Origin of the sequence: Desulfoluna spongiiphila, from assembly GCF_900101345.1 — a bacterium.
GTDB lineage: Bacteria > Desulfobacterota > Desulfobacteria > Desulfobacterales > Desulfolunaceae > Desulfoluna > Desulfoluna spongiiphila.
In genome coordinates, this window is the sequence record NZ_FMUX01000002.1 from 81,867 (window position 1) to 108,323 (window position 26,457).

Below are 26,457 nucleotides of genomic sequence, written 5' to 3' on the forward strand. Positions count from 1 at the left end.
AGAAAGCACATGAAACGCAAACCCACCCGTTTTGACCTGCAGAAGATGAAGGAGAACCAGGAGAAGGTGGTCTGGCTTACCGCCTACGACTACCCCACCGCTGAGTTTGCCGAACAGTCCGGCGCCGAGATGATCCTCGTGGGAGATTCCCTGGGCATGTGCGTCTACGGCTATGACGGCACCGTGCCCGTGACCATGGACCAGTGCCTCATGCACTGCGAGGCGGTGCGAAGGGCCGCCCCGAACACCTTTATCGTCGGCGACATGCCTTTTTTGAGCTACCAGGTGAGCGTGGAGGACGCCGTGCTTAACGCCGGGCGGTTTTACAAGGAAGCGGCGGTGGACGCCATCAAGCTGGAGGGCGGCAAACGCGTCTGCCCCCAGATCCGCGCCATCTCAGACGGCGGCATGCTGGTCATCGGTCACATCGGGCTTACGCCCCAGAGCTCCGGTCAACTGGGCGGGTTCAAGGCCCAGGGCCGCACCGCCGAGACCGCCATGGCCCTTATCGAAGATGCCTACGCCATCCAGGAGGCCGGGGCCTTTGCCCTTCTGGTGGAGGCTGTGCCCCCTGAGGTGATGAAGATCATCACCGAGGGGCTGGACATCCCGGTCTACAGCATCGGCGCAGGCATCCACGCCGACGGCCAGCTCATGATCTGCAGCGACGTCCTGGGGATTTTCCAGGCCTTTACCCCCAAGTTTGTCAAGAAATACGCTGCCCTCGGGGCCGAGATCCGCAAAGCCTTCGAGGCCTACGGCGAGGAGGTGAGGGCGGGGCAGTTCCCGGCCGACGAGCACACCTACAAGATGGTGGAGGGCGAGCTTCCCAAGCTCCTTGACTGCCTTGAAAAGTGACCCGTGATGCCCCCCCCCTTTTTTTTGTGACAGGATCGCTCCGACAGGGGAGGGGGGCCTTGAAGCGGCCCAGCGTCTTTGCGAGTACATGCCATGAGAAGGAGGTGTAATGAACAGCCCGTTAAGCAGTATCCATGAAGCATCCATGAGCATCCTTGAAACCCTCGGCGTCCGGATTCACCATCCGGAGCTGCTGGAGATGCTCTCGGATCGCGGTATTCGAAGGGACGGTGATACCCTCTTTTTCACGCGGACGCAGGTGGAGTCCCTCATCGCCTCAGCGCCGTCGGAGATCAGGCTCCACGCGCCAAACCCGGCATATGACATGGTCCTGGGGGGAGATCGGACGTATTACGGCGCGGGGTACGGGTGCCCCTCCATCCTCGATGGGGAGGGCGTGCGGCGAAGCACGACCTTTGAGGATTACCTCACCTTCCTGAAGCTTGTGGAGAGCAGCCCGGCCTTCTGCCTCAACGGCGGGGTCCTTGTGCAGCCCTCGGACATCACCCCGGAGCACAGCTTTCCCCTGATGCTCCGCGCGGCAATCCTGCACAGCGAAAAGTGCCTCATGGGCATGCCCGGCCATCGCCGCGAGGTGGAGATTCTCATGGAGATGATGGCCATCGCCCGGGGAGGAAAAGATGCCTTTAAAGCAAAACCCCAGATCCTCACCCTGGTCAACGCCACCAGTCCGCTTCAGTTCGACAGCATTGCCCTGGAGACCATGGAGGTCTGTGCCCGGTACAGGCAGCCGGTGATCATCTCCCCCGGCCCCATTGCCGGTGCCACGGGACCGGTGACCCTGGCCGGGAACCTTGCCATGGGCAACGCTGAGGCCCTGGCCGGTGTGGCCATCACCCAGCTGTTGAGGGAGGGGACCCCGGTGGTGTACGGGCTTCAGGCCACCACCGCGGACATGGCCACCGGCGGGGTCTCCATCGGTTCGCCGGGCTTTTCCCTTGAGGCCATGACCACAGCCCGCCTGGCAAAACGCTACGGCCTTCCCTGTCGCGGCGGCGGCGGCGGGACCGATGCCTGCTGCGTCAATGCCCAGAGCGGCTATGAGAGCATGATGTCCCTTATGGTCTCCCGTCGCGAAAAGGTGAACCTGATGCTGCACAGCGCCGGGATCTTAGATGCTTACGGGGCCATGAGCGTGGAGAAGTTCATCACCGACCTTGAGGTGATCTCCATGGTGGAGTACCTGGAGGGCGGGTATGAGACCGCCACCGACGACCTGGCCGTTTCCGTCATTGAGCAGGGGGTAGATGGCGTTCCCTTCCTGGCCCACCCCCACACCCTGAAAAACTGCCGCACCACTCCCTGGATCCCGTCCGTCAGCTGGCGGGGACCCCTGAAGGGCCGTACGGGAAAAGAGGTGTTCGACCACCGCATCGACGCCGCCCGTGATCGCCTGCTGAGCGCATATAAACCGCCGCACCATGAACCGAACCGTCAGAACCAACTGGACACCTTCCTTGAATCATTGGGCATACCTGTCGGCCATACGGCAGGGTAGTGCCCGGCCAAAATGACATGAAGATGGAGGAACAGATGAAGACAAATCAAACGGATCGTCCCTGGCATCAACGCATAGAAATCCCGGTCGTCTTAAGCACCCTGGCCGTTGTGCTCACCTTTTTCAGCTGGGCATTTACCGACACCGACGGCATGGGCGAGGTCATGAACCGCGCCTTTAAGGTGGCCACCCATCAGTTCGGGTGGCTCTATCTGCTGGTGGGCTTCCTGCTGGTGATCTTCGCCTTCTGGCTCGCCTACGGCCGTTACGGCGAGATCAAGCTGGGAGGCCCGGAGGACAAGCCCGAATATTCCTATTTCTCCTGGTTCGCCATGATCTTTGCCTGCGGTTACGGTGTGGGCCTCGTCTACTGGGGCGCTGCCGAGCCCCTCTCCATCTTCAAGGCCCCTCCCTTCGGGGTCGAAACCGGAACCCCCGAAGCTGGGGTGCTCTCCCTGGCCTACGCCTTTTTTCACTGGGGGTGGACGCCCTGGGCCATCTACATGGCCATCGGGGTTCCCATGGCCTATTTCATGCACTGCAAGGGTGCAAGTCCTCGGTTTTCAGCCGCCTTTCGGCCCCTCATGGGGGAGCGTGCCGACGGGTGGGCGGGCAAAATGCTGGATTCATTTCTCGTCATCGGTGTCATCGGCGGTGTGACCACGGCTACGGGGCTCGGCATCATGCAGCTTGCCTCCGGCCTCAACTCTCTGTTCGGGATCCCCGAGACGAAGATGGTCTATATCCTCATCGCCGTGGTCTGGATCTCCATCTTTACCTTCAGTACCGTCAGCGGTATCGACAAAGGCATCAAGGTGCTCAGTAACATCAACATTCCGCTGGCCATGATCCTCATGCTGTTCGTCTTCTTCGCAGGACCCACCATTTTCCAGATCAATATGGGCATGGATGCCTTCGGCCTGTACCTGACCCATTTTTTCAAGATGAGTTTCTGGACCGACTCCGTGAGCAATGGGGGCTTTCCCCAGGGGTGGACCATCTTTTACTGGGCGTGGTGGATTGCCTCGGCCCCTGCAACGGGCTTGTTCGTGGCCAACATTTCCAGGGGCCGGACCATTCGTGAGATGGTGCTCGTGCACATGTTCGTGGCCCCTATTGCCACATGGCTCTGGTTCACCGCCTTCGGCGGCACCGCCCTTTATCAGGAACTCATCGCCAAGACAGGTCTGGTGGAGTCCATGACAGAGACCGGCACAGGCGGTGTGGTCTTTACCATGCTTGAGCAGCTCCCCATGGGAAGCATCATGGCCGCAGCCTTTTTGATCCTTGTGGTGATTTTTCTATCCACCACCGTGGACTCGTACTCATACGTCTGCGCCCAGGTCTCCACCCGTTCCGATGCAAACCCGGAGCTGCCTCCCAAGGGTATCCGTGCCCTCTGGGCCATCGTCATCGGTCTTCTGGGGATCACCCTTGTCATGGTGGGTAAGGGGATCTCCGGTCTTCAGCTCTCCTCCATCGTTGCCTCACTGCTCATTATTTTCATCATGATGGGCATGTGCGTCAGCATGGTGGTGTCCATGCGAAGGGATGACCCGCGAATTCCGGCTGCCGAGGAGAGCCGCCCGGCCCCTGAGGCGCAAGAGAAGAATCCGGTGAACGCTTGATATAAGTATGGATGGAAAGAAAACGACCTTGCCTTCGGCGTGTCGCTTTTGGAAAACGCACCGAAAGGGCCGTCGGGGGCTGGTTCGAACGGAAGAGTCATTTTGCAGTCACCACATCACAGAGGAGAACGTTCATGTCAAATCACGATGCCATCATGGCTTCATTGATGTCAGGAGATACCGACCAGCTCATTGATCGGGTCAACAGCGCACTGGACGCCGGTATTCCCGCGGTGGAGATTTTGAATGAGGGGCTGATCTCCACCATGGATCTTGTTGGTGAGAAGATGGAATCCGGCGAGATGTTTATCCCCGAGGTGATCATGTGCGCCCAGGCCATGACCTCCGCCGTGGAAATTCTCAAGCCCCTGTTGGGCGAGGGGGACAACCGTACCGTGGGTACCCTCGTCATCGGTACGGTCAAGGGCGACCTGCACGACATCGGCAAGAACCTGGTGCGCATGATGCTTGAGAGTTCGGGGTTTGGTGTGGTGGATCTGGGCGTGGACGTGGAGCCCCAGGCCTTTGTGGAAGCGGTCCGGAAGCATGATGCGGATATCGTGGCCCTGTCGGCCCTTCTCACCACCACCATGCCCATGTTGAAGAAGACCATGGACGCCTTCGAGGAGGCGGGCCTTCGAAATTCGGTGAAGATCCTCATCGGCGGCGCGCCGGTGAACCAGGGGTTTGCCGACGAGATCGGCGCCGACGGTTACGCCCCGGATGCCGGTTCCGCCAGCAAGCTGGCCAAGGCCGTGGTGACAGCATGACTCCCTGGCCTTACGGCAGGGGACTGGCCCATGACATGAATCGATTGAACAGAAAAACGAAGGTTTTTGCCGGATAATGGCAGGTTACCAATCTGACGCCGGGTAAGGCATCGTTGTGCCTTTGACCCATGGAGAAGGGGGGCGATCCTGTGTGGGCAGTGACGCTGAAAGCGCCTGCCCACAGGGATGATCTGCCCCCATTCTCACCGAGTCATCACCTCTTGATGTCAATGATGTTTTGCAGGAGATGTTTGCACTTTCCACAGCCATTGCCTGCCCCTGTTGCCTCCACCATCTTTTCAACGGTATCGGCACCCCCATGGAGGGCTTTCACCGCATCGTCCATGGACACATTGTTGCAGCCGCAGGCCATCGACAAGATGTGCTCGATCTCCCCGATACAATTTCCGCACCCTGTGCCTGCGCCGGTGATTTCCTGGATTTCTTCCACTGTGCGGGCCCCACAGGCCATGGCTTTCCTGATATCGGCGTAACTGACCTGGTTACAATGGCAGACAATCCTGTTTACAGGGATGAGAATGGCTGTCAATACGATGGGCTCGTCATTTCGGATAGAGTGCATTTTTCCGGCCGGTGCCACAAACACATCCCCGGGATTCAGCTCGATCTCCTGGTCTTCCAGCACCCCAAAGCCTGAGCCCTGGACGCAATAAAACACCTCATCCAGGGTTGGGTGCTCATGCAACGGCACCTCCCTGTCAGGTTGAATATGATATACTTTCGTTTCAATCGATTCCTTCAAAGATTCTATATCCATCTTTCCACTCCTTGTTTCTTTTTCTTCGGGGCGCTTTCATACGGTCCCCTGCAATCAAATATGGGTGATGAAATCATCATGCATCGCTGAGGACGTTCGGGGCGGGCTTAACACGGAAGCCAGCCCCATGGCCCTGCGATGTTGTGCCTTTTGGCCATTGTATCGTCTCAGCTGCAGGGTAAGTTCTTGAAACCAAAAGCGCCTTTGATGTGTGGCTACTGTAGCCCGCACACAGTGGAAAAAAAATAACATTTGTTGCGTTTTAGAGTCGGTGTGTTCCATGGCAGGGTATGGCAAACCCGGCATGCTGAAGGTCTGGTTGTTTGTGTTTAAGTTCATCTTCTCTTGGTGCCGGAATAATCCTGCGATGAGTTGCGGCTGCTGATCTGGCAGAGGTATGATAATGTGGTCTTGGGACTGAATCCATTGGCGGGAACTTTCGAAGCGGGCGGTGAGATCATGGGGGCGTGATGACTGAAAAACCATACGACTTTTCAGAAAATCAGAAGGTCAACATCATGATTGAAGGGATGAACACGTGCTGGAAAGATATCCTTCACATGGCGACGCTGCACTCCTTTTCCAAGGGGCAGGTGGTGGACCAGGCGGCCGACGGGGTCTATCTGGTGAAGGAAGGGTGTTTGAGTTACAGCTGCTATCTGGATAGTGGTGAAAAGCGTATTTTGTACTTTGTGGGACGAGACTCCCTGTGCAATGAAGCCGGTTGCATGATTCATCTCAAGGACCGAGTCTCTTTTGAGTTCCTGGCGGATACCCAGGTTTATACGTTTCCTCCACATCAATTCATGGATGTCGATTTTGTCCGCTCATACCCGGAGCTGTCCATTAACCTTTCGCAGTACATTATTTTTAAACGGATTTACCTCAGCCATTTTGTGGCAAATTTTTCAAATAATAAGCCCGTTACACGGGTCGCTGAAATCCTTTTACAGCTTTATGAGAGTGAACACGGGATCACTATCAGCCAATTGGACATCGCAAATTTTCTCGGACTCCATTTAATGACTGTGTCCAGGGCTCTGGCGCAGTTGCGCGACGAGAATATTATCGGCAAGATCACCAAGAACAAATTTGAGATATTTGATCCAGAGCGTCTCGCGGAATACGCAGAATGGTGAGCCCAAAAGGCGAAAAGGCGTTTTTGCGTTAGGGCGTTAGGGCGTTAGGGGACAGGCTCTTTATGCTGGACTTTTTGTGCGTCGGTGTGTGATAGTCGAATTGTGCGTATCGTTCTTAAATGACAGTAAAAATCTTTCATTGAAATCCAGCTTATAAATTTGATTATGCAGGGCCAGGGAGGAAGGTATCATGCCGCGAGTTCCCCGTATGGTCGTGACGGATTCAGGTCAAAAGGCCGCGTACCATGTGATCAGCCGGACCGCACTGGACGGCCTTCCGTTCGGGAAGGTCGAGAAAGACGAGTTGGTACGAATCATTCAACGGTACTCGGCGATATACAGTGTCGAGGTTCTGGGGTTTGCCATCATGGGAAACCATTTCCACCTGCTGGTGCAGGTGAGCCCAGGGGACAGCATGTCTAACGACGAGGTGCGCAGGCGTTTTCATCTGCTCTATGGGGAAGGGACGGAATTTCCCGAGGGGCGGCTGGATGAGTATCGAGAGCGATTCAGCAGCTTGTCGGCCTACGTCAAGGACATCAAGCAGCGGTTCTCCTGTTTTTACAACAAGCGCAAAAAGCGTAAAGGGACCCTGTGGGGTGAGCGCTTCAAGAGCGTCATCGTCGAGCAGGGAAACACGTTGATCCATTGCCTCGCGTATATCGACTTGAACGCCGTGCGGGCCGGTATCGTGAAACGCCCGGAAGATTATCGGTGGTGCTCCATGGGGTACCATTTCCAGACGGGAAACAAGGACGGGTTTCTCTCATCGGACCTGGGGATGCCAGATTTTGGCGTGGGTGATCCGTCGACGCGATTCAGAACATACCGAGAGTATCTCTATCATTTAGGGGCCATCGACAAGAGAGGCAAAGCGAAAATATCCAGAAAGGTGCTGGATGAGGAGGCAGCCCAAGGGTTTGATATGAACCGGCTGCGGCGATTCCGATACAGGTCCCGCTATTTTACGGATTCAGGGATCATCGGTTCCCGGGCCTTTGTCGAGGCACAGTATGAAACTTTCAAGGATCATTTTCAATCCGCACGGGTAAAAATTCCGAAGCGAGTCAAAGGGATTGAGGGGATGTACTCCCTGAAACGATTGTCCGAGGCATGACTGTTTTCTGTTTGATCGTTTTTATACCAATGCAAAATCCTTCGCCTTGATGTGTTGTGGGCGGATTCCACTCCCTCCATGGTCAGTTTTTTCTTTTTCTCCAGCAAATTTGATAACCAGACTTGAATTTATGTCACCCCTGTTCGCACATTCCATTTTCTGAAACGGTTTTTATGATTAAACGCCAGGCTCGATTCGGGATTACCCGTGAGAATTTTAGCTTGGATAGATAAAGAGCCTGTCCCCAAGCGATGCCCTTATTTGTGCCCTTATTTGAGAACCCGTTGGTCCGTGAAGAGGGTGGTGAAGGTTTGCAGATCTGCCGGGATGGCAAGGCCCAGTGACTTGGCCCGTGCCAGGTTGATGCATCGTTCGCCGCGCCGGGGAGTGGTGACGGCGAATTCGCCTGGGGCCTGGCCCTCCAGGATGAAGGCGGCCAGGGTGCCTGCGTGGTAGCCCTGCTGGAAGCCGGAGATCGCCTCGGAGAGCAGCAGGCCGTCCTCCACGGCCCATTTCCAAAATCCCACCTCGGGCAGGCGGTTGTTTTCCAGGGTCCATCGCAACACGTCCTCCGGGGCGACTTCCTCACCTATGTTGTTTTTCACCACATGGTAGGTGATCACCACCAGGGCGTCCGCCTGCGTTTGCATCTCCAGGACAAAGCGTTGCCATTCGTCAAAGGTTGTTGCCGCCATGATGCCTGTGATGGTGACATCGGCCGCGTCGGCTTGTGCCTTGATGCGGTTCAGGATCGGCCGTGAGGTCGGTCCGTCGTCGCTGATGACGGCAATGCGGGAGGCACCGGGCACCACGCGTTTGAGAAGGCGGATGGAGCCCTTGAACCGTTCCCGTTCAAGGCAGCCGGTGACGTTGTGGCCGGGTGCCGTGAGGCTGTCTACAAACCCGTACCCTGTCGGCTCGGCGTTGACTCCGGTGAACACGACGGGCCAGGGGGTGTCCGTGAGGTGGCTTACCACGTGGCGCTGGGCATTGTCGTCGCTTGCAATGACAACACCCGGCGACAGGGTGTCGATGAGGGTCAGGGCCTCCCGGGCTTTTTTCTGTTTCCAGGCGGCATCGGTGTGGCGCTTGGTGTCCATGTAGAAGGTGGTGAGGGTCAGGTTCTCCCCTTCCATGAACCGTTCTTCCTCAAGGGCTTCGCGAATGCCCTGGTTGACGTCCCTTACCCAGGGGTATTCCGCATGATAGCTCTGGAGGATCAGCACACGTTTCGAGTCGGCAGACGCCGGGGCCCAGGCTGTGAGAAAAAGCATGGTCATCAGGGCAAAAAACAGGCTTTTTTGTATCATGGTCGATTCTCCAGAAAACCGGGGCACCTTTCCAGGGCGCTGCGGTTGGGTTGATGGGGCGGTGCTGTTGCAGCACCCTTCTGCGGATTACGTCGGGCCTGTTACATGCTGTTTCTGCCCCTCAGACGCTTGATCGCCACGCTGATGCTGTCCCGCATGCGGCTGATGGCTTCGGCCAGCTCGCCGATCTCATCACCTGCGTCGACATGGACGGGTATGGTCAGGTCCCCCAGGCTGATGCGGTCGGCCACGTCGGAGAGGTGGATGATCCGTCGGGTTGTGCGACGGCCATAGAAGATGAAAACAGAGGCGGCCAGAAGGGCCCCGAGACCCATGGCCAGGAGTGTCCCGTGCAGGGCCTCTGTGGTGATGCGCCGGGATCGCTGTCTGAGCAGGGTGACGCTTTTTTCAATCTCTTCGGCCTTAAAGGCGGTTCCGGTCACATAAGGGGTGCCGCGCACTTTGGTGACGGTCATGTACCAACGGCTGGTTTGTCCTTTGTCCTGCCACTCATAGAAGCCCTCGGCAGAGGGTTTGGTCTCCACGGCGGTGAGGATCTTCCAGAAGGCGTCGAAGTCGGGCTGGGTCGGTTTCAGGTCCGACAGGTCGCTTCCCACGATGTTGGGGTTTACGTGGGCCCAGCTGCGCCAGATACCACCGGGGCTTGGTCGTTCGTAGAGAAAGGTGTAGCCGGAGGTGCCGATTTTTTTGATGGCGATTTTCTTAAAATAGATGTCCCGGTTAAAGTTCCGGTTGATGAGGTCCGGGTGGCTGAAGAGATACTGACGGACCTGCCGGGCATTGGAACGGGTCTGCTCCCGGAGATGCCTTTGCTCAATGCTCCAGATGGCATCGGACATGGTCTCGGTGACCTGGGTATCCATGCGGGGCATCACCTGTTCGGTGAAGTACCAGAGGCTGGCAGCGCAGACCACGAGAAAGGGGAGGATGGAGAACAGAATGAATTTACCGGTGAGCCCAATGCTATTTCGGCGGGGTCTCACCTCGGTGGGCTCCTGAGAGATCCGGGCCTGCATGGGCGCCGGGGGAGCGATGGGGATCGGGGGTGTGCCCGGTTCGGGCTCAGAAGATGCGTCGCCCGATACCACCTGGTACTCCTCTGGCGTGAGGTGCACCGCATCAGGGGAGGCCGATTCATTTTCCCTGTCAATGACGAACCATTCACCGCAGGTCAGGCATCTGGCTTTTGAACGGTCGGCGGACAGCTTGTGGGCTTCTATGCTGTAAGTTTTGCCGCAGTGGTTGCATGAAATGTTCATGGGTGCGTTTCCTTCTTGATGGCAGCATTCGAATAAACCGCTAAGGGTTCGGTAAAACGTCGGGCACGGCGCCCAGGCGCGTGTCAGTTCGGCGGGGAAGAGAAGGTGGCCCGGGCCGTCATGGCGGGGAAGAGCCTGGCTGTTTTGGTCAGGTGCGCGGGCACCGTAAGGCCGAGCTCGTCGGCGCGCGCCTTGTTGATGCACGGTTGACCGGTACGGGGGGCGGCCACGGGAAAGTCACCGGGGGATTGACCGCCCAGGATATAAGAGGTGATGGTACCCACGTAATACCCCTGATCATAACCGGAGATGGCGTCCGAGCAGAGGAGCCCCTGGGAGACGGCCCAGGGCCAGAACCCCATGTCGGGAAGCCTGCTGTGGGCGGTGGTCCAGGCGAGGACCTCTTCGGCGGGCACATGGGCACCGCTGTCGTCCCTCAGGGTGTGGTAGACCACCACGGCCAGGGCATCAGCCCGATTTTGAACCCTGGTGACAAAGGCTTTCCAGGCGGTGAAATCATCGGTTTCAAGGGAGGCAATCACCTCCACCCCATGGGCCGGTGCCAGGGCTTTGATTCGTTGGACCACAGGGGCACCGGTGGGCGATGCATCGGAGATGAGGGCCAGGCGTTTGACCTCGGGGACGAGTCGTTTCAGGAACGCCAGGCTCTCCGGGAACCGTTCCCTCTCCAGGGCGCCGGTGATGTTGCCCCCCGGGTTCTCCCGATTGGAAATGATCCCATACTCTTCGGGGTCCCGGTTGACCCCTGCAAAGACAAAGGCCCAGCCTGCTTTGCCCATGGGGCGGACCACGTATTCCTGGCAGTTGTCGTCCAGGGCGATGACCACCGCGGGCTGGAGACGGTCAATGGCTTCACGGGCCATTTTGCCTGCGTCCTCCTTCCACTCACGGGAGGTGCGCCGTTTGGTGTCCATGTAGAATGACTTAAGGGTGATGTTTTTGTCCGGAATATAGTACTCGTCGGCCAAGGCGTCCCGTATGCCCTCCTCCACCGAGATGTCCCATGGGTTGGACTCGTGATAGCTGTGGAGGAGCATGACTTTGGGATGTGTTTCCGGCTCTGAAGGGGGCTGTGAGAGTGCTAAACAACATAAAACCAAGGGGGAAAAGAGGATGAAGATGCAGGTGAAACGGTGCATTCGTGTCTCCCTGTCCGCAGTGATCGAAGGCCTGTGCGGATTCATATCAAAAGGGTGTAGTATCTCAGGTAGTAAAATGCCTTTTTGCCTCATCGGGAAATTAGCAAAATTGATGCCATCTGGAAGTGATGTGTGGAGAATGGTCAGGGAAACCCCGGTGGGGTAGGGCACCCGGAGAAAATCTAAGGATGAAGGAATGGGTTGGCTGGGTGAGGAAACGTGCTTTTAAAGGCGTGCTGTTCCTTAAAATGAGACTGTAGCAATTTGTAAATATATTATCATCGTTGAAAACATGCGCCGTAAAGGGGTTTTGGATGGGTCCGTTATTCCGGAACAGGGTCCGGGGAACCACGACCCAAGGCATGGCGGAGGGCGTGGAAATTTCAGGGGTACGTTGGTTTAAGGATCCGGAAAGTTTTTACTCCGGGGACATTGGGCAATCCGCACATTCCATAGAAAGCAGGCGGAAAATATCACCCCAACAACGCATACCCGAGAAGAGCTTTTTGACGCCTCATTTTCTGTTATCATTGCGCCAGCCCTTCTCGGCATTTGTCGCATGGGTATGCGGGAGCGTCTGAGAGTCCTCCCCGGGTGTCTCCTTTCACCGGCACCTGTCCCTCGTCACCTTGAACCATTCGGGATAGGTCTGGGCGTAGGCCACGTTCTGTGGTTTTATTCCGGCGGTCTTCATGAGTGACGTGTATATTTCGGTTTTGTCAGATCCTTTACCAATGAAGAAAGAGAAAAAAGAATGAATGATTTTATCACACCCAAGAATCACAAAGCGTTTAAGGCACAGGTTCTCTCTTCACACATCGATGACGAGGTAAAAGACTGCGCCATTGCCTATATCGACCCCCGGGGCGGTGGCCCCGACCCCGACCACACGCATCCCCATGACCACCTGTTCACGGTGATTGCAGGCGAAATCGAGATCAGGATGGACGGAGATGCCTTTGCCGTAACAGAAGGCATGTCCCTGAGGGTTCCGGGAGAGAAACGCCACTCCGTCTGGAACACAGGGCTCACCACCGCAAAGGTCATGGGGATCTCCCTTCGAAAGGAATAACGTATCCATACGGCTCTGTGTGAGCTGCCCCGGATTGCCCTTTGCCACATAGTCAGGTCATCTCGCCACGTTTCAGCCATTTTCAGCTTTTTTGCAGGGGGCGTCTGCCCGTCACCCCCTGTTTCTCCGGGCCATTTTCTCCTGTTCGCCTTTGTAAAACGCCACAATGTGTTCCACGGCCTGGTACTGCCGCTCCAGGAGATCCTCAGTGATGGTGCGAAGGCCCCACTTCTTGAAGTCTATCTGAAGGCCGTTTCCTCCCGGTGCCTCAGCGCCCTCCAGTTCGGAAAAGAAGGCCCCCACGGACGTGAGGAGGCGATGAACATCTTTGATGGCGTCGCAAAGCTCGGGTATCTCCGATCCCGAAAACATACCCGGGCCGGGTTGGCTGTCCGATGAGATCATGATGAACCCCCATTTTTTTGTGAAGAGTAAATAGGCACGGGACTGCCCGCAGCCCTTTACAGCGCCCCGGGAGCCACCAGCCCGTAGGGTGCACTCTGTGCACCAATTTCGTAAGTCGTGAATAGTGAATAGTGATGGGACTGCCCGGAGCCCTTTACCGAGCCCCGGGAGCCATCAGCCCGTAAGGTGCACTCTGTGAACCACTTTCGCGAGTCGTAAGTGGTAAGTGGTAAATAGAGGTCGGGCTGATCGGGCCTACAACAGGACACCGGAGACAATCGGCCATAGGATTCACTACGTGGACCCATGACCCATTACCTGTGATCTCCAATCACTACTTCCTGCTCACGAATCACTATTCAAAAATTGGCCATTTATAAAGACGGTTGCGTTGGTGGAAGGGGCGCAGGATTGCGCGTGATGAGGAAAATACGACTTGAAAAGGGGGTGGGGGTGGTGTAAAAAACCGTGTAGCCATGACGACCTCCTTAGAAGGTTGTTTTGGTCAGGCCTGGCAGGATGTTGCTGCATCCTGTCGGGTCGCATCTTGAATTCCATGAGTACCGTAATAACTAGTTATTACGTTTCACCCTAATTCCATCTTTTTTGCGTGTCAATAGTTTTTTTTTGTTGGTAAATCCCTCGGTTATTCATTTCGAAATCAGCCGAATCAATTCTCCTCTCAGCTTTTTTCCCCTCATCATGCCTTGTAACCCTGTTTACAGGCCCGAGCTCATCCGTCATTATTCAATATCAAAAAAAATACTCTCCTATTTAGCTCTGTGAAAGCATCCAGATCTGGTGTTCAGTTTGGTGTGGGAAACGAAGAGAGAAAGGCATGTGTGTTGATGGCAAGGGGTCTTTTATACAGATTTACAGCCTGTTGACTAAAGTTCTCTTTCAGGGGTAGCAAGTTTTTGAGTTGAAAAATGGAGGCTTACGGCGTATGACTAAAAATACTGAGCGGGCCTTGATGCTCAGGGCACAGGCTCCTGTCTGGTGGAAAAGGTCCTGCGCATTACTCTAAAGCAGTTAGCCTGGATATTTCACGAGTCGAGTGCACCCATATTCAAGGCATCAGAGCTGCAGAAGTCGTGGTTTTATAAAAGCTCTGATAACGCGGAAGATGGGTGCACTCGGCTCGTCCGAAGGGTGTGAAAATTAAACAGCAAACGTCGATTTACATTTTGCATTTTCAAAATAGCTAAGATTTTTATTGTAGCTATTTGAAACCATGATGTTTTCGTTCTGGCTGGTTTCTTTCTCATGAAATATGCGGGTTAGGTTGTGTGCGAATCCTTTTTGCAGGGGGGTATTAAAGGCCAAACATGGAAATGAGCGTGTATCCAGATGCAAACAAGGAAAATTTTCCGGGTATCGCCGTATTAAAGGACAAACACGGAAAATGTAATCGGGGTGTATCAATACCCTGTGTGGTTGGTGACTACATGGTGGGTTGGCTCAAAATCTGAATAATATCAAACGGATTTTATGGGTGAGATGCTCGCGGTTTCTTTGGTGTGCAAACTGTCTGGTTGTTGAGTGTACTGTTCGGCAGTATTGAACAGCAAAAAGTGGAATCTGAAACGGCTATTTTTCCACTTTAACCCCTTGAATATCTGAAACACTGGAAAATTGTCGGGGTCTTCGTAATGTTAACCCCCCTTTAAGGACATAGTAATATCATGGAAGCGGAAATCCTTGATAGGCCGCCCCTGTCTGGAGATTTTGAAGAACACAATTTTTCAACGTCCGGGAATACATTTTGGGTTAAGTTTCTTGATGAGGATTATTTAGAATGGGTTGGTGTATTTAGTCAAAGCGGGTGGCGTTCTTTTAACGCTGTTTTTCGTATACCCAATGAAAAAATATTTTTAGTCGTTGCAGGTGGGCAGGGATATTTCGTTGATCCCAATAAAAGAGAAATTATCTCAACAACTGAATGGGATGGGATTGACAACATACTTTACAACGACGAAACTGGTTTTTTAGTTGCAACTGATGGCCTGTACCTCGCGCTATTTAAGGGGCCTAAACTAAAATAGTCAGGCGAAAGAGTGTCGGCTGACGGCATTAGTTTTACGGGTCAATCAGGGCCGATAATTAATGGCGTGCTAAATGACCTTACTGATGAAGGGTGTCAATTTACATTTAATGCAATCACACGTGAGTTCAAAGCCGCATGGATATTATCCGAGAATTGGGGTTAACAAATCGCTAAACTCGGATTGCCAAAAGCTGCGCCGCTTCGCTCTGCAACTTTTGGCAACCGGTTAGCTCAAACGTTAAGCTAAAAATATTACGTATTAGCGATGAAAAGTGAAAAAGATAAAATGTTGAAGGGGGAATTATATAATGCTTCTGATACTATTCTTTTAGATGAGCGAAAGAAAGCACGTGAATTGATTCACAGGCTCAACTACACTGAATATGGAAATGATTCTACATATCGAAGTATTCTAAACACTCTTTTACCAAACTCAGCGACAGACATAATTATTGAGCCTCCATTTTATTGTGACTACGGGTACAATATTTATTCTGGTAGCAAAGTCTTTTTCAATTTTAATTGTGTTTTACTGGATGTAATGCCAATTGAGATAGGATCAAATGTTCTATTTGGTCCAAATGTGCAAGTTTATACAGCAACTCATCCTGTTGATGCTATTAGACGACGTGAAGGATTAGAATCTGCAAAACCAGTTACAATTGGTGATGATTGCTGGATTGGAGGTAACGCCGTAATATTGCCAGGAGTTACAATTGGCAAACGATGCGTAATTGGCTCGGGGGCCGTTGTTACCAAAAGTATTCCGTCGGATGTTATTGTGGTAGGTAATCCTGCCAAGCAAATTCATAACAATAATGCTTAACATGGCGCTGATCGTGCCGAGATAAATCCGAATCGTTGGGATAAGAGTCAAATCTTTGAAATTCGATATTGTTACCCAGTGGGCATTGGGGTCAGACCCAATGCCATTCGGTTAAGCGGCCCGTTTGTAAGAACTGTAAGAAACTCTCTTGCCCCCTGTGTCAGGATAGTTGTCACCTCTGAGTTGTCACCAAATTGATCTTTGGGGGTTTTTTCGATTCGGTTTAATGGACTCTGTTATCCGGAAAATCTGCTCTTGAAGATACTGGATGATTCTAACGGCCTCCTCTTTACCGCAGCTCAATAGTCTGGGGATTCTGCTTCGAACGATAGAGATAGCAAACGTCTGGTTGATTTGTTTTTTATGCTTCCGCTCTTTTCCATTTATAGTTTTTTGGTCGCAAAGCTTGTTGCTTGGCTCGAACGAAAATATGGCTGTAAGATTTTTGGCAACGATTGCAGCGTAACAATCTTGATGGATTTAATGAATTGTTTTTTCAGTGAAATTTTCAATTTCTATTCGGCATTATAATAGTTTGTAGTCTTCTTCAACAGGCCATCGTTTTCGGTAGAGCCCTTCAAAAATAGAATGTGGAAATACTTTTGCATCAATAAGGGATGTTGCAAGCACTTCTGTTTCTCCTGAAGGTAAATCAATTCGAATAAATCTCAGCTGAATGGGACTTGAGTCCAGATCTCGGAAAAGGGGTCAGACCTGCACATTTTACAAAAAATAATTACATAGTAAGAGGGGACAGACTTTTGCGATCTTTTGTGAAATCAACGATGAGTTAATTCCATAATTCGGGAGAGTGGTGTAGGTGCTGGATTATTTCGAACATAATTTGATTCGTGTGCCATAACGAGGGGGTGTTTGATGTCTGAGATGAAATGTGTAATTTGTGGCAAAAAAGTAACATGGTGGTCTGGAAGATTTGACTGTGAAATCCCATATTGTAAAACGTGTTTTCGACAGGAAAGAGACAAAATAATATCCGGCGATAATCAATTAGACCCTGGGCACCCAGAGTTCCACGGTGAAAATGAAATTCTACAAAGTGATTCTCATGAATCAATGTCTAACACCATCGAATCAAATTATGGCACGGCACTTTCAATTTCGGCCTTGATGTCGACCATAGGGTGGCTCATTGTTGTGATTGGTTTGGTGGCGATCGTCATAGGTTTTTCTGAAGGGTCGAGAAGTGGTGTTTCGTTTATTGCAGCTTTACCTGGTATTGGGATGTCAATATCCGGTTTCTTTCTTGTTGCCTGTGCTCAAGTCACCAGAGCCGTTGTAGATAATGCTGACCAAACAAGAGAAATTCTCAATATACTTAAAGAAAGGTCCTAATACGATTCGTGTATTTATTCATTTAGCAAGGTGGAGAGGGCAAACCTACAACTTTTACAAAATGAATCTATTCAAAATGTTGGTGGGCTATGTTGTGCCCCAACTAATGAAATGGGGTCGCGTCATGACATTCGACAAAAAGCCAATGCCACTTATATCAGGTAACGGGTGGATCGGATTTTTACCTTAATTCTATTTAAAGGAACCTTCGTGATACGACCCCGAAAGATTGCCTTATTTAGAGTTTTTTTCAATGTGAATATTGGTTAATAACGAAATAATATTTATGAGGATCTGTATGATAGGTTTTATTCCTTAGCAGGATAATTCTGTCCAATGTCAAGACGTGACCCCTTTTTACTGTGAGGGAAATCTTCACGTACGGGTCTGTGGGGGGAGCGCCGGGTGACCGGTGCTTCTACCTGGAAGCCGATGCTCGTACCTCGCGCGGCTGAAGCGTGCATTATGCTCCTCTGAGAGATCTGCGTATCTAAAGGATATACAATGAGAATATTTTTAATCACGATATTGGTGCTGTTTTCCGTAAATGTTAATGCGGACGTCGTTGAGCGACCTAATCAGAAATACCCTGATCAGGCACTTAAGAGCTACTCATGGTTAGTGGGCTATAAGAAATGCACATTTAGTGTGTTCGTTAATGATGATGCTAAAAGATTTATGAATGAAGAATCAATGAAGCGTTACTTTAAATTGAAAATGAGGAATTTTGTTAGAGACGTTGAGCTTGTTGATAACCCAAAAGATAACAATCACAACTATTTATATTTCAATCTTGAGCTATATAGATACAACGATAAAACGAAAATCTACTACGGTTTGGTTTCGTTAAAACTTGACAGCTCGGTAAACTTCAGCGGAAGTGATGCAAGAATATACGAACTTACAACATCAATTGCGGGTTCTGAATCGCAACTTATCGGCTTCATAAAGCAGGAAATTGACTTAATGGTTGAGGTTTATGCGGAAGATTATTATTACCTATATGATCTAAATAGTAAGCATAACAAACGCGTCAATTAGGACATTCGCAGGCTCGTGCCTATCACGCGGGCGCTATGCATCAGAATACAGAGATAAATCATGAAATATAGTGGAATTGGTATATTCAAACATTGCTTCGATGATCCGAAAAGAATTACACAATTTGAAGAACGAGTTGTGGTAACTGATGCATCATCACCTGAAGAAGCGGAAAGAATAATTCTTGCAGAGTTTGAAGAGTATTCGACCGACAGTGTTGAGTTTCTCGATACATATGAAATCAAAGAAATATACGAAGAAGAGAGTATCGTTACTGAAATTGCATGCAGTATAAGAATATTCGCCGGGACTGATGAAGAATATCTCAGCAAATACTGGCATGATCAAAGGCCTCTATCATGTGAAAATGTTGGTTGGCAGCATGTATGGTTTAACAAAGGTAACGGCAAAAGCGGGTGTTACAACTGTCAGGAGGAACGTGACGGTGAATTGTGGAAAACTGCATAACATGCGTTTTCACAGCCGACCGTACGGAGAAGGGGGCAGACCTACACATCTGACATTTTCTCTTTTTAAAAGCCATGTCTATGCATTTGAAGAATTAGATTTCTTTGCTTTTTAGCGTTCCTGTTGTATCTGTCTGAATTTTTGTTATCTGTGGCTAAATCCTTTGTTGTTAGGGCTCTATTTCTACCAAGAGCACTCGCTTTTCCCTATATAGTACGTACCAGCGGGTTTGTTGCTCTATTGCAATCTATGAATTGAATTGAAATGAAAGGGCTCCTCATGGCCCGAAAAAACAAAAACATCCTTAACGTGTTGATTCAGCTCCCCGGTGGGGTCGGGGTCGCGGACATTTTTCCTGTGTTCCCGTTAAACTCCTACGGATTAGGTCTATTGTTTTTCTCCATGAAAGTCAGAAGGACTTTTTAAAGCACTCGTGGAGGTAATGCTTATTACGTCTGTAATTTGCGTAAGTGTAAGGGCAGTATGGAACTGTGGCTTGAAAATTATTTTTTCTCGGAGTGTAAACGTGAAAATAAATCTTATGTTACCCACTGTTATTATTTGTTTGTTTTTCCAAGCAGCTCTAATGCCAACGATGCTTCAAGCCTCTTCCTTAGAAATCACGTCACATGGGGTGGCAGGTCAAGGGGATGCTGAATGGAACCACGAATTCTATACTTTTGCACCCGTGTTCTGGAACAACAAAACCATACCTCTTGATAAACGAATATCTGTTACGCGCTATGTGTTGGGGCGTTTAGAGTTTGAAAGAAACGTGTTTCCCCAGTTGGATGAAAAAGTGTCCATAAGCGGCAAGTCGAAGAATATTAAAGACATCATTGAGATGATGAATGGGAAATTAAACAACACATTGCCGGTTGTTTACAATTGCAACCTTGCAGTTACTCACAATGTAAAAATTGAGAATTATTCTGTGTACGAGATTATAGAGGCTGTATGCGCGGGCGCTGGTTACGACCCCATTTATCACAAGGATACACTCGAAATAAGGGACAGGCATTAGTTTCGAACCGGCTGTTTAAAGGCCGTGTCAGGCGACATGTAAAACAGCCTCTCTCCCACCCATAGAGAGACTCATGGAAAGGCGAGATACAAGGTTTTTCATTCTGCTTCTACAACACGAATGAAGGACCTTATGCTACAGCCTGATGAAGTCACCGATATATTGATATTGTGGATTAAAAAATTCGGATGGGATTCAAAAACGTTAGAAATAGTTGAAATAGGCTCTGAAATGGGAGGGGCAGGCTCTTTAAGCCATTAGAACTATCGGAGTTGACAGGCCGGTTTTTTCTGTTGCGAGGCATGGCATAATCGGTTGAGCGCGCGCCCAATGGACACGGCACTACCTTTGCCAATCCTACAATTCACGCGGTACGCATGCCGTTTGACCATGCACACCTAAGGAATTTTACGGCAAATTCCCGTTTTTCGCCGTCAGTTACCAAAGAAGGAAACTGACCAACACCTCTGCCAATATGGGTGGTTCTCATATGAGCATATTGAATGTATACCGCTACGTTTTATTCTGAGGAACGAGGGGTAAAGCACCTACGATAACGAGTTTTGGGGGCAACCCCTTGCAACCGGAGGCTGTATTTTAGAATCTGTATAAATACGGGCAAAAAGAGAGGGGTATTCATGAGAGAAAAATTCATTCTGGTCTGTCGCACCACCGGTTTTTTGATCTTTTGTTATTCGATCATGACAATTCTTGAGTCAGTCTCCATGCTCATCATGCCTCCTAACATGGAGAAAGTGATGGGGAACCCGTCATCGTACTTTGGGTCAGGGATGATGCATGAGTTTCTCGCGACATCCCAAGCCTCTGTGGAATATATGTGGGTATACTGTCTGAAGTCAATCGCCTTGGGTGGCCTTATCCCCCTGTGCTTCGGATTGTACCTGATGGTCTCAGGCCGCTTCTTTATAGCTCTTTGTTATCCTGTATCAATGTCACCAGAGCTCAGGACGGAGCCAAGTGTCTCATTCCAGCCGATGAAACCCCATGATAATGAGGACGATCGAAAATTTATGCCTCCGGAAATGAGGTAATTTGCATTTAACAAAAAACAAATGATTATAATATTAGTTCATTGCATTAATCGCTTGTTTTGCACTCTTAAAGTAGAGACGCACCTTCGGAGTCGTCAATCCCCTGTTTAACGGAATTCTAAAAGTTTAAAAAATGAGAACAAGATTGCATCACATGTGTTAATCTGCTCTCCTTTTTTCTCAGAAAACAGGGCCATTCCATAGGTTTATTAGGCATAATATCAGAAAGGATCGAATGATGACTCAGGAAAAAGATTTAGAAGGGTTAGGTGGTTGGCTTATTCTTGTAGGGATAGGAATAATTCTTTGTCCATTAAGAGCTATAGCCTTCATTTTGCCAACTTATGTGAAACTGTTTTCAAATGGGTCATGGGAGATGTTAACCACGCCGGGTACTGAAGCTTACAATTCGCTTTGGGCACCGATACTTATCGGCGAAATTTCGATAAATGTAGCTATGATCCTTATTTGGGGGTTCATTGCTTTTCTGTTCTTTTCGAAGAAAGAAAACTTTCCGAAATGGTATATTGGAATTATTTTATTTACTACGGCATTCATTCTTGCAGATGCACTCTCCATAAAATTAGTTATGCCCGATGAACCAATATTTGACCCGGATACTGTGAAAGAATTTTCCCGCTCTCTTATAGCCACATTTATTTGGGTTCCTTATATGCTTACATCAAAACGGGTGAAAGCAACTTTTATCAAGTAGGCGCCTATCTAATAAATTCAGGGGACGCAAAAAGCCGCGTCCCTGATTTCCACGTTCGCATGAGGTCTGTTTATGTTTCTTAATGTAATTCAAGTAATCATTTTTTCGTGTATTTATTGGGCAATGAATGTGTTCTCGTTTTGTTTTGCATTCATGATTTTTGCACTTCCTATCAAGATTCTAACTGGAAACACATTACGATACTATTTTCCGGGAGATTATTTGCTTTATATTTTTTTCTTTGTAATTGGAATTCTCCCTTTGTATTTTAGTCTTTATTCAGGGATAGAAAGTTTGAATGTATCTCATAAATTTCTCAAAAGCTTTACGGCCCCATATTTGAAAATATACTATCTGATTAAGGGGTATTGGATCAATCAAAGTAATCCCAATTCACAAGGCTCTTAACTCAGGTCGGACGACAACCGCTCGTTTTTTTGTGGTATTATTGATTGAGCGCTTTTGTCTTCCTGTCTGTAGCACAATGCGTCTCTAAGTTCGTTCGTGCAGGCGATTGACCTCAAAAAATACAATGAATCAAAAAAACACGGATATTCAAAAAATTTGGCGAGGCTTGAAAAACCTCATATTTTCGATTTCGCTCATAATCGTGACCATTGCATTATTATTTATTTATACAATGCGTCAGATTTTGGAGGTTTTGATCTTGAAAGGGCCATGTTTGAGCATCAAGATGCTGTTGTATATGCTATAGCAGTCTTTGGAGCAGAATTCGTTTTATTGTTAATATCCATTTATAGGATAGCAAAATCGTTGGATAAAAATGCAGCAGCTTGGTTGATCGCATGTGCTGCATTTCCCATGATTTTGTACGTTGCGATAATCTATTTTTTCATTTTAGGTGTTTATAACATCATAAAGATAAAATTTTCCAAAAATGTCGAACCATCGCCTTCATCCGGCGTTCGCTCACCGCTCGGCTGAACCGTGAGTTACATTTCAAAAAAGGTAAATATAAAATGAAATATGAAATTTCTGGCTTTTAGGTGAGGGTCGGTGCATTTTTTATAGACGCTTTAATTTTATGCGTTTATGGCCTTCTTCTCGGCCTGGCTTTTTCTCAACAATTTGCAGAATTGGGTGGCTGGGGACGGGCGATCGGATTTCCAATTGCGGCTATGTATTTTGTAACTCAGAACAGTCGTTTCGGTGGCGGGCAAACCATCGGGAAAAGGGTCTTTAAAATACAGATTGTTGATAAGACCGGTGAACTTCTCAATTTGACTCAAAGTACTCTGAGATATTCCATTATTGCCATTCCATATTTTATGAATGGGGCCATAATTCCGGAGTCAATTTTCTTTCCTGTCATTCTTCCGCTTGTGTCGCTGCTTGTATTTGGATTCGGAATTTCTATAATCTACTTGAGCGTTTTCAATCGAAACACTCGTCAGTCGCTACATGACATTATCACGGGTACTTATGTTATTCGCAAAGACCTTGAATCAGATGAAATAGTGAAACCTATTTGGCCGGGTCACTATGCAATCTGCGCCATTATTGTGGTGCTTGCGTTACTTGCGCCAATATTTGGTAATCAGTTAAGTCAAAGCGAATTTTTCTCAGAGCTTACTGCTACCAGAGCGAATATACAGAATCTTCCCCAGGTGGTTTACGCAACCATTCAGGATGGCCAATCAACCACTATACGGGTAGGTGATGAATCCATAACGACAACCTATTTGAATATTCAAGTCATTGTAAATGACCCAAAAATTGAAGCCGAGAAATTTGCTGCCAAAGTCGTGAATATCGCTTTAGAAAATCACAAGGAAGCAACTCAAAAAAATCTGATACAGGTTGTCCTGACCTACGGTTATGATATTGGGATTGCCTCGAAATGGATCAGCTCTCGTTATTCTTTTACCCCGGAGTATTGGCTGGCAAAGAACGACAAAGAAATTTGAAATGTAATGAGGCGGCCGGCTGGCTCATGATGAACGATTGTTGTGATCATAGGCACTCTCTCATTCTGCTGAAGCGAACATAAATATCAATATGATAGGAATTATAATGGAAGCATGGCCTTTTGATCAGGCGTCAAACGTAACTGCTATTACAACTCGTCAAGTTCTTGAGGATGGACATCCAATTTTGAGAGTTACCCATTATTCTGATGACCACTCATGGGCATTTTTATGCGGAACAACTGATAATACAGACGATGGTAGGATTGTGGGTATGGGGACGGCCTTACAAATTGATCCCTCTCTCCGTGACATTGCTGATTTACCCGTTGGTTGGTGTGCCTTGCGTAAATCTGTTGATTCTCCCTGGCAAAGGGCCAAAGATCCATCTGCTTAACAATTAACTGCGAGGAAGGGTAAGAGTGAGAGAGTAAGAGGACAGGTCTTTTGAGCTATATAAAGTACAAGCCTTAGCCCATCTCAAACAGCCCCACGCTCTACCTCCAATCAACTCTTTGGCAGTTTTAGAAGCGTCCGGCCAATGGGGAGAGGATGGCGCTTCAAGCATCAGATGGCCACGCTCCGCTTTGCCCACCCTACATGTATAGTTTTACGAACATGGGCAACCACATCTGCTGGCGACGGTTCACCTGGGGGTATGATTCCCGAAGACGAAATCCGGCTGAGGTATCGTTTCTTTGTGGTGAGGACGCAGAGTTTCCGAAGGGGGGCTCACTACCGGATCAGGTTTTCGCGCCTTTCAGCCGACACCAGGGATATCAAGACGCAGCACAAAAAGAATTTGTTCCTTGCCGTCCCTGGTTCAATGAAAACCGCTATGGCTTTGATCTGTTTGGCATGTTAAAAGCGTCAACACGCCGAGAGCCGAGCGTATCCATCTTCTGCGTTATCAGAGCGTTGAGGTATGCAACGACATCTGCAGCTCCGATGCCTTGAATATTGGATGTACCCGACTCGTGAAATACCCGGGCTAAGTGCTTCGTTACATAAAAAAAGTGTTTTAGATCAAGTTTATATTTAAAAAATAGGAATATTGCTATGTCAGTTGAAGAGATGATGTGTCCCAAATGTAATTCACCTTATGCTTATCCCGATGGGTTCATGTGGGTATGCCCTGAATGTGCTCATGAGTGGGCAGCTGATGAGGCTTCTGATGCCTCTTCAGAAGATGCTCCCAAGTTTCTTGATGCCAATGGCACTCCGTTGCAGGATGGAGATACAGTCACCACCACCAAAGATCTTAAGGCCGGGAAAGACACCGTGAAATGTGGTACGAAGGTCAAAAATATCAAGCTTCTTGATGAACCTGTAAATGGACACGATATCTCCTGTAAGGTTACAGGCTTTGGCGCCATGTATCTAAAATGCTCTGTTGTCAAAAAGGGCTAACCCGGATATTTCATGAGAAAACGGACTTATTGTAATAATTTAATATTATTACAAATGGTTGCTGTGATAAAATTAGACATTTCAAAAATACAAAATGTAATTAACAATTTTCTCACCCTTCGGGCGAGCCGAGTGCACTCATCTTCTGCGTTATCAGAGCCTTGAGGTAAACCACTACATCTGCAGCTCTGATGCCTTGAATATGGGTGCACTCGGCTCGTGACATATCCGGGCTAAGAGAGAAACAGGGGGGGCTTTTTGAGCGGGGCATCTCCTGCCCGATCCCATGGGGGTAAAACGACAGGTTCATGGTGACCATAGACATCATGAACCTTGTTTTATTTCCGGCCCTGTTTCTGTAGGCTCTACGGTTTATGGTTTCATGGCCTTTTCCATGCGCCGTATGGCGTCTCTTTCCGCGTTGGCTTCCTGAATAATCTGCCAGCGACAGGTCATGGATTCCGGGACGATCTGGTACGCTGTTTCCATGGTTTCGACGGACCGTTTCAGGCAGGTGCGGCATGGCCCGTCTGACCGTTCTTTCTGCCTTCGGAATGCGTTGTATGGCTTCTGCTTCCAGATGTCTCTGAAATTCCTGTCCCGGATATTTTCCCAGTGGAGGCTCTCTTTTGGGGCAGAACGGCCATGGGCCCAGTGGCGCGCTTGCCCGGTGACGGGAAGGCTTGACATAACGCAGGGTGCCACGGTGCCGTCAGAGGCGATAACCGCGGATTTTGCTATGTTTTCCGTGCAGTGATTGAAGAGCATGAAAGGGGATACCAGGTGAAACCGCAGCACGTTCTGAAGGCCGGCAATGGAGCGCATGTCATAGAACTTTCGCTTCAGATCATCCCACTCTTCCATGGTGTCGGCCAGGCAGGCCTCCTTCTGGAGCTCGGGACGCGTGACCAGGGACAGTGAACTGAGAACCACCTGATCAACATGGAGCTGCCTCCAGAAGGCCGGGTAGGTGTCGAGATGGGGCAGGCTCGACCGTAGCAGCATCTGGGCGACATGGACCCTGGGAAAGGCGGCGCGCCTTGCTGCTTTGCACGTCTGGATGGTGTCGATGCAGCGGATGACCTGCTCTAAGGAGGTGCCCTGGCGGATGGGGTCATTTTCTTTGCTGCTGCAGCCGGCAGTGGAAAAAGCGATCAGGTCAAGGCCCATATCCACCAGCGCTTCCATGGTGTCGTCATCCAGCATCGTGCCGCTGGTAGTGGTGCCGACCTTGAACCCTTTTTCTTTTAAGTTTTTGATGATGGAGACCAGTTCCGGATGGGCAAAGGGCTCTCCCCAGCCCTGGAGATGGATGTAGGTCTTCGGGTGAAGAAAGGGGAGGATGGCGTCTATCTGTTCGGGGGCAAGAAACCTGTTTTCCCAGCATGATTCGTATGCGGTCTGCGGGCAGTACATGCAGGCATTGGTGCAGACGGAGCTCACTTCGATCTGCAGCCAGTCAAGGCGAGTGCGTTGCCATGGTGTTTTCCACATACGACGTCCTCCTTTGCGGGTCCTTGAGGTACCACATGGATGACTCTATCTGTATTTTCGCAC

At 49.9% G+C, this 26,457-nt stretch carries 24 protein-coding genes; 18 read left to right on the forward strand and 6 right to left on the reverse strand.

Going from position 1 to position 26,457, the window contains the following annotated elements; translation table 11 throughout:
- Positions 1-9 precede the first annotated feature (9 nt).
- From panB to BLQ12_RS03495, 4 genes are all read left to right on the forward strand, one after another.
- A complete protein-coding gene (gene panB / locus BLQ12_RS03480) occupies positions 10-858 on the forward strand; it encodes a 3-methyl-2-oxobutanoate hydroxymethyltransferase (protein WP_092208312.1) in 849 nt (282 codons plus the stop codon).
- A 109-nt stretch (positions 859-967) separates the two neighbouring features.
- Positions 968-2,377, forward strand: coding sequence for a trimethylamine methyltransferase family protein (locus BLQ12_RS03485; protein ID WP_092208314.1), 1,410 nt, complete (start codon positions 968-970; stop codon positions 2,375-2,377).
- A gap of 35 nt (positions 2,378-2,412) precedes the next feature.
- Positions 2,413-4,005, forward strand: a complete 1,593-nt coding sequence (locus tag BLQ12_RS03490; RefSeq protein WP_175469470.1) for a BCCT family transporter — start codon at positions 2,413-2,415, stop codon at positions 4,003-4,005.
- A gap of 134 nt (positions 4,006-4,139) precedes the next feature.
- Entirely contained in the window at positions 4,140-4,775 is a 636-nt protein-coding gene (locus BLQ12_RS03495) for a corrinoid protein (RefSeq protein ID WP_092208317.1), read from the forward strand.
- Between the two features lie 214 nt (positions 4,776-4,989).
- On the opposite strand, the gene BLQ12_RS03500 is transcribed toward BLQ12_RS03495, so the two are convergent.
- Entirely contained in the window at positions 4,990-5,553 is a 564-nt protein-coding gene (locus tag BLQ12_RS03500) for a cupin domain-containing protein (RefSeq protein ID WP_092208319.1), read from the reverse strand.
- A gap of 470 nt (positions 5,554-6,023) precedes the next feature.
- On the opposite strand from BLQ12_RS03500, the gene BLQ12_RS03510 reads away from it, so the two are divergent.
- Both BLQ12_RS03510 and BLQ12_RS03515 read left to right on the forward strand, forming a co-directional pair.
- The gene (locus BLQ12_RS03510) at positions 6,024-6,692 is read left to right on the forward strand and encodes a Crp/Fnr family transcriptional regulator (RefSeq protein WP_092208323.1); all 669 of its coding nucleotides are present in this window, start codon (positions 6,024-6,026) and stop codon (positions 6,690-6,692) included.
- A 190-nt stretch (positions 6,693-6,882) separates the two neighbouring features.
- On the forward strand, positions 6,883-7,809 hold the full coding sequence (locus BLQ12_RS03515; protein WP_092208325.1) for a transposase: 927 nt from the start codon (positions 6,883-6,885) through the stop codon (positions 7,807-7,809).
- Positions 7,810-8,078: 269 nt separating this feature from the next.
- Here the strand turns inward: BLQ12_RS03515 and BLQ12_RS03520 are convergent, their stop codons facing one another.
- The 3 genes from BLQ12_RS03520 to BLQ12_RS03530 form a co-directional block, all read right to left on the reverse strand.
- On the reverse strand, positions 8,079-9,119 hold the full coding sequence (locus BLQ12_RS03520; protein WP_092208327.1) for an ABC transporter substrate-binding protein: 1,041 nt from the start codon (positions 9,117-9,119) through the stop codon (positions 8,079-8,081).
- 101 nt (positions 9,120-9,220) lie between these two features.
- Positions 9,221-10,399, reverse strand: coding sequence for a HAMP domain-containing protein (locus BLQ12_RS03525; RefSeq protein WP_092208329.1), 1,179 nt, complete (start codon positions 10,397-10,399; stop codon positions 9,221-9,223).
- 83 nt (positions 10,400-10,482) lie between these two features.
- A complete protein-coding gene (locus BLQ12_RS03530; RefSeq protein WP_175469471.1) occupies positions 10,483-11,457 on the reverse strand; it encodes an ABC transporter substrate-binding protein in 975 nt (324 codons plus the stop codon).
- An 856-nt stretch (positions 11,458-12,313) separates the two neighbouring features.
- Here BLQ12_RS03530 and BLQ12_RS03535 point away from each other — a divergent pair.
- Positions 12,314-12,631 (forward strand): cupin domain-containing protein, encoded by a 318-nt coding sequence (locus BLQ12_RS03535; RefSeq protein WP_092208333.1) that lies wholly within the window; start codon positions 12,314-12,316, stop codon positions 12,629-12,631.
- Positions 12,632-12,742: 111 nt separating this feature from the next.
- Here the strand turns inward: BLQ12_RS03535 and BLQ12_RS03540 are convergent, their stop codons facing one another.
- Positions 12,743-13,036 carry a hypothetical protein gene (locus tag BLQ12_RS03540; RefSeq protein WP_092208335.1) on the reverse strand — a complete coding sequence of 98 codons (294 nt, stop codon included), beginning with the start codon at positions 13,034-13,036 and terminating at the stop codon, positions 12,743-12,745.
- A 1,685-nt stretch (positions 13,037-14,721) separates the two neighbouring features.
- Between BLQ12_RS03540 and BLQ12_RS03545 the strand changes: the two genes are divergently transcribed.
- The 11 genes from BLQ12_RS03545 (at position 14,722) to BLQ12_RS03595 (ending at position 24,900) form a co-directional block, all read left to right on the forward strand.
- Positions 14,722-15,081 carry a hypothetical protein gene (locus tag BLQ12_RS03545; protein WP_092208337.1) on the forward strand — a complete coding sequence of 120 codons (360 nt, stop codon included), beginning with the start codon at positions 14,722-14,724 and terminating at the stop codon, positions 15,079-15,081.
- Between the two features lie 267 nt (positions 15,082-15,348).
- Positions 15,349-15,909 carry a sugar O-acetyltransferase gene (locus BLQ12_RS03550; RefSeq protein ID WP_092208339.1) on the forward strand — a complete coding sequence of 187 codons (561 nt, stop codon included), beginning with the start codon at positions 15,349-15,351 and terminating at the stop codon, positions 15,907-15,909.
- 876 nt (positions 15,910-16,785) lie between these two features.
- Positions 16,786-17,262 carry a hypothetical protein gene (locus BLQ12_RS26825; protein ID WP_139163814.1) on the forward strand — a complete coding sequence of 159 codons (477 nt, stop codon included), beginning with the start codon at positions 16,786-16,788 and terminating at the stop codon, positions 17,260-17,262.
- 504 nt (positions 17,263-17,766) lie between these two features.
- Positions 17,767-18,303, forward strand: coding sequence for a hypothetical protein (locus BLQ12_RS03555; protein ID WP_092208341.1), 537 nt, complete (start codon positions 17,767-17,769; stop codon positions 18,301-18,303).
- A gap of 60 nt (positions 18,304-18,363) precedes the next feature.
- Positions 18,364-18,771, forward strand: a complete 408-nt coding sequence (locus BLQ12_RS03560) for a hypothetical protein (protein WP_092208343.1) — start codon at positions 18,364-18,366, stop codon at positions 18,769-18,771.
- Between the two features lie 526 nt (positions 18,772-19,297).
- Positions 19,298-19,795, forward strand: a complete 498-nt coding sequence (locus BLQ12_RS03565) for a hypothetical protein (protein WP_139163815.1) — start codon at positions 19,298-19,300, stop codon at positions 19,793-19,795.
- A gap of 1,287 nt (positions 19,796-21,082) precedes the next feature.
- Positions 21,083-21,562, forward strand: a complete 480-nt coding sequence (locus tag BLQ12_RS03575) for a DUF2569 domain-containing protein (RefSeq protein WP_217640231.1) — start codon at positions 21,083-21,085, stop codon at positions 21,560-21,562.
- Between the two features lie 504 nt (positions 21,563-22,066).
- A complete protein-coding gene (locus BLQ12_RS26830) occupies positions 22,067-22,507 on the forward strand; it encodes a hypothetical protein (RefSeq protein ID WP_139163816.1) in 441 nt (146 codons plus the stop codon).
- Positions 22,508-22,569: 62 nt separating this feature from the next.
- Positions 22,570-23,490, forward strand: coding sequence for an RDD family protein (locus BLQ12_RS03585; protein WP_092208353.1), 921 nt, complete (start codon positions 22,570-22,572; stop codon positions 23,488-23,490).
- A gap of 106 nt (positions 23,491-23,596) precedes the next feature.
- Positions 23,597-23,887, forward strand: coding sequence for a hypothetical protein (locus BLQ12_RS26835; protein ID WP_139163817.1), 291 nt, complete (start codon positions 23,597-23,599; stop codon positions 23,885-23,887).
- Between the two features lie 662 nt (positions 23,888-24,549).
- Positions 24,550-24,900, forward strand: coding sequence for a zinc ribbon domain-containing protein YjdM (locus BLQ12_RS03595; RefSeq protein WP_092208357.1), 351 nt, complete (start codon positions 24,550-24,552; stop codon positions 24,898-24,900).
- Between the two features lie 372 nt (positions 24,901-25,272).
- On the opposite strand, the gene BLQ12_RS03605 is transcribed toward BLQ12_RS03595, so the two are convergent.
- Entirely contained in the window at positions 25,273-26,394 is a 1,122-nt protein-coding gene (locus BLQ12_RS03605; protein ID WP_092208361.1) for a radical SAM/SPASM domain-containing protein, read from the reverse strand.
- Positions 26,395-26,457: the final 63 nt, after the last annotated feature.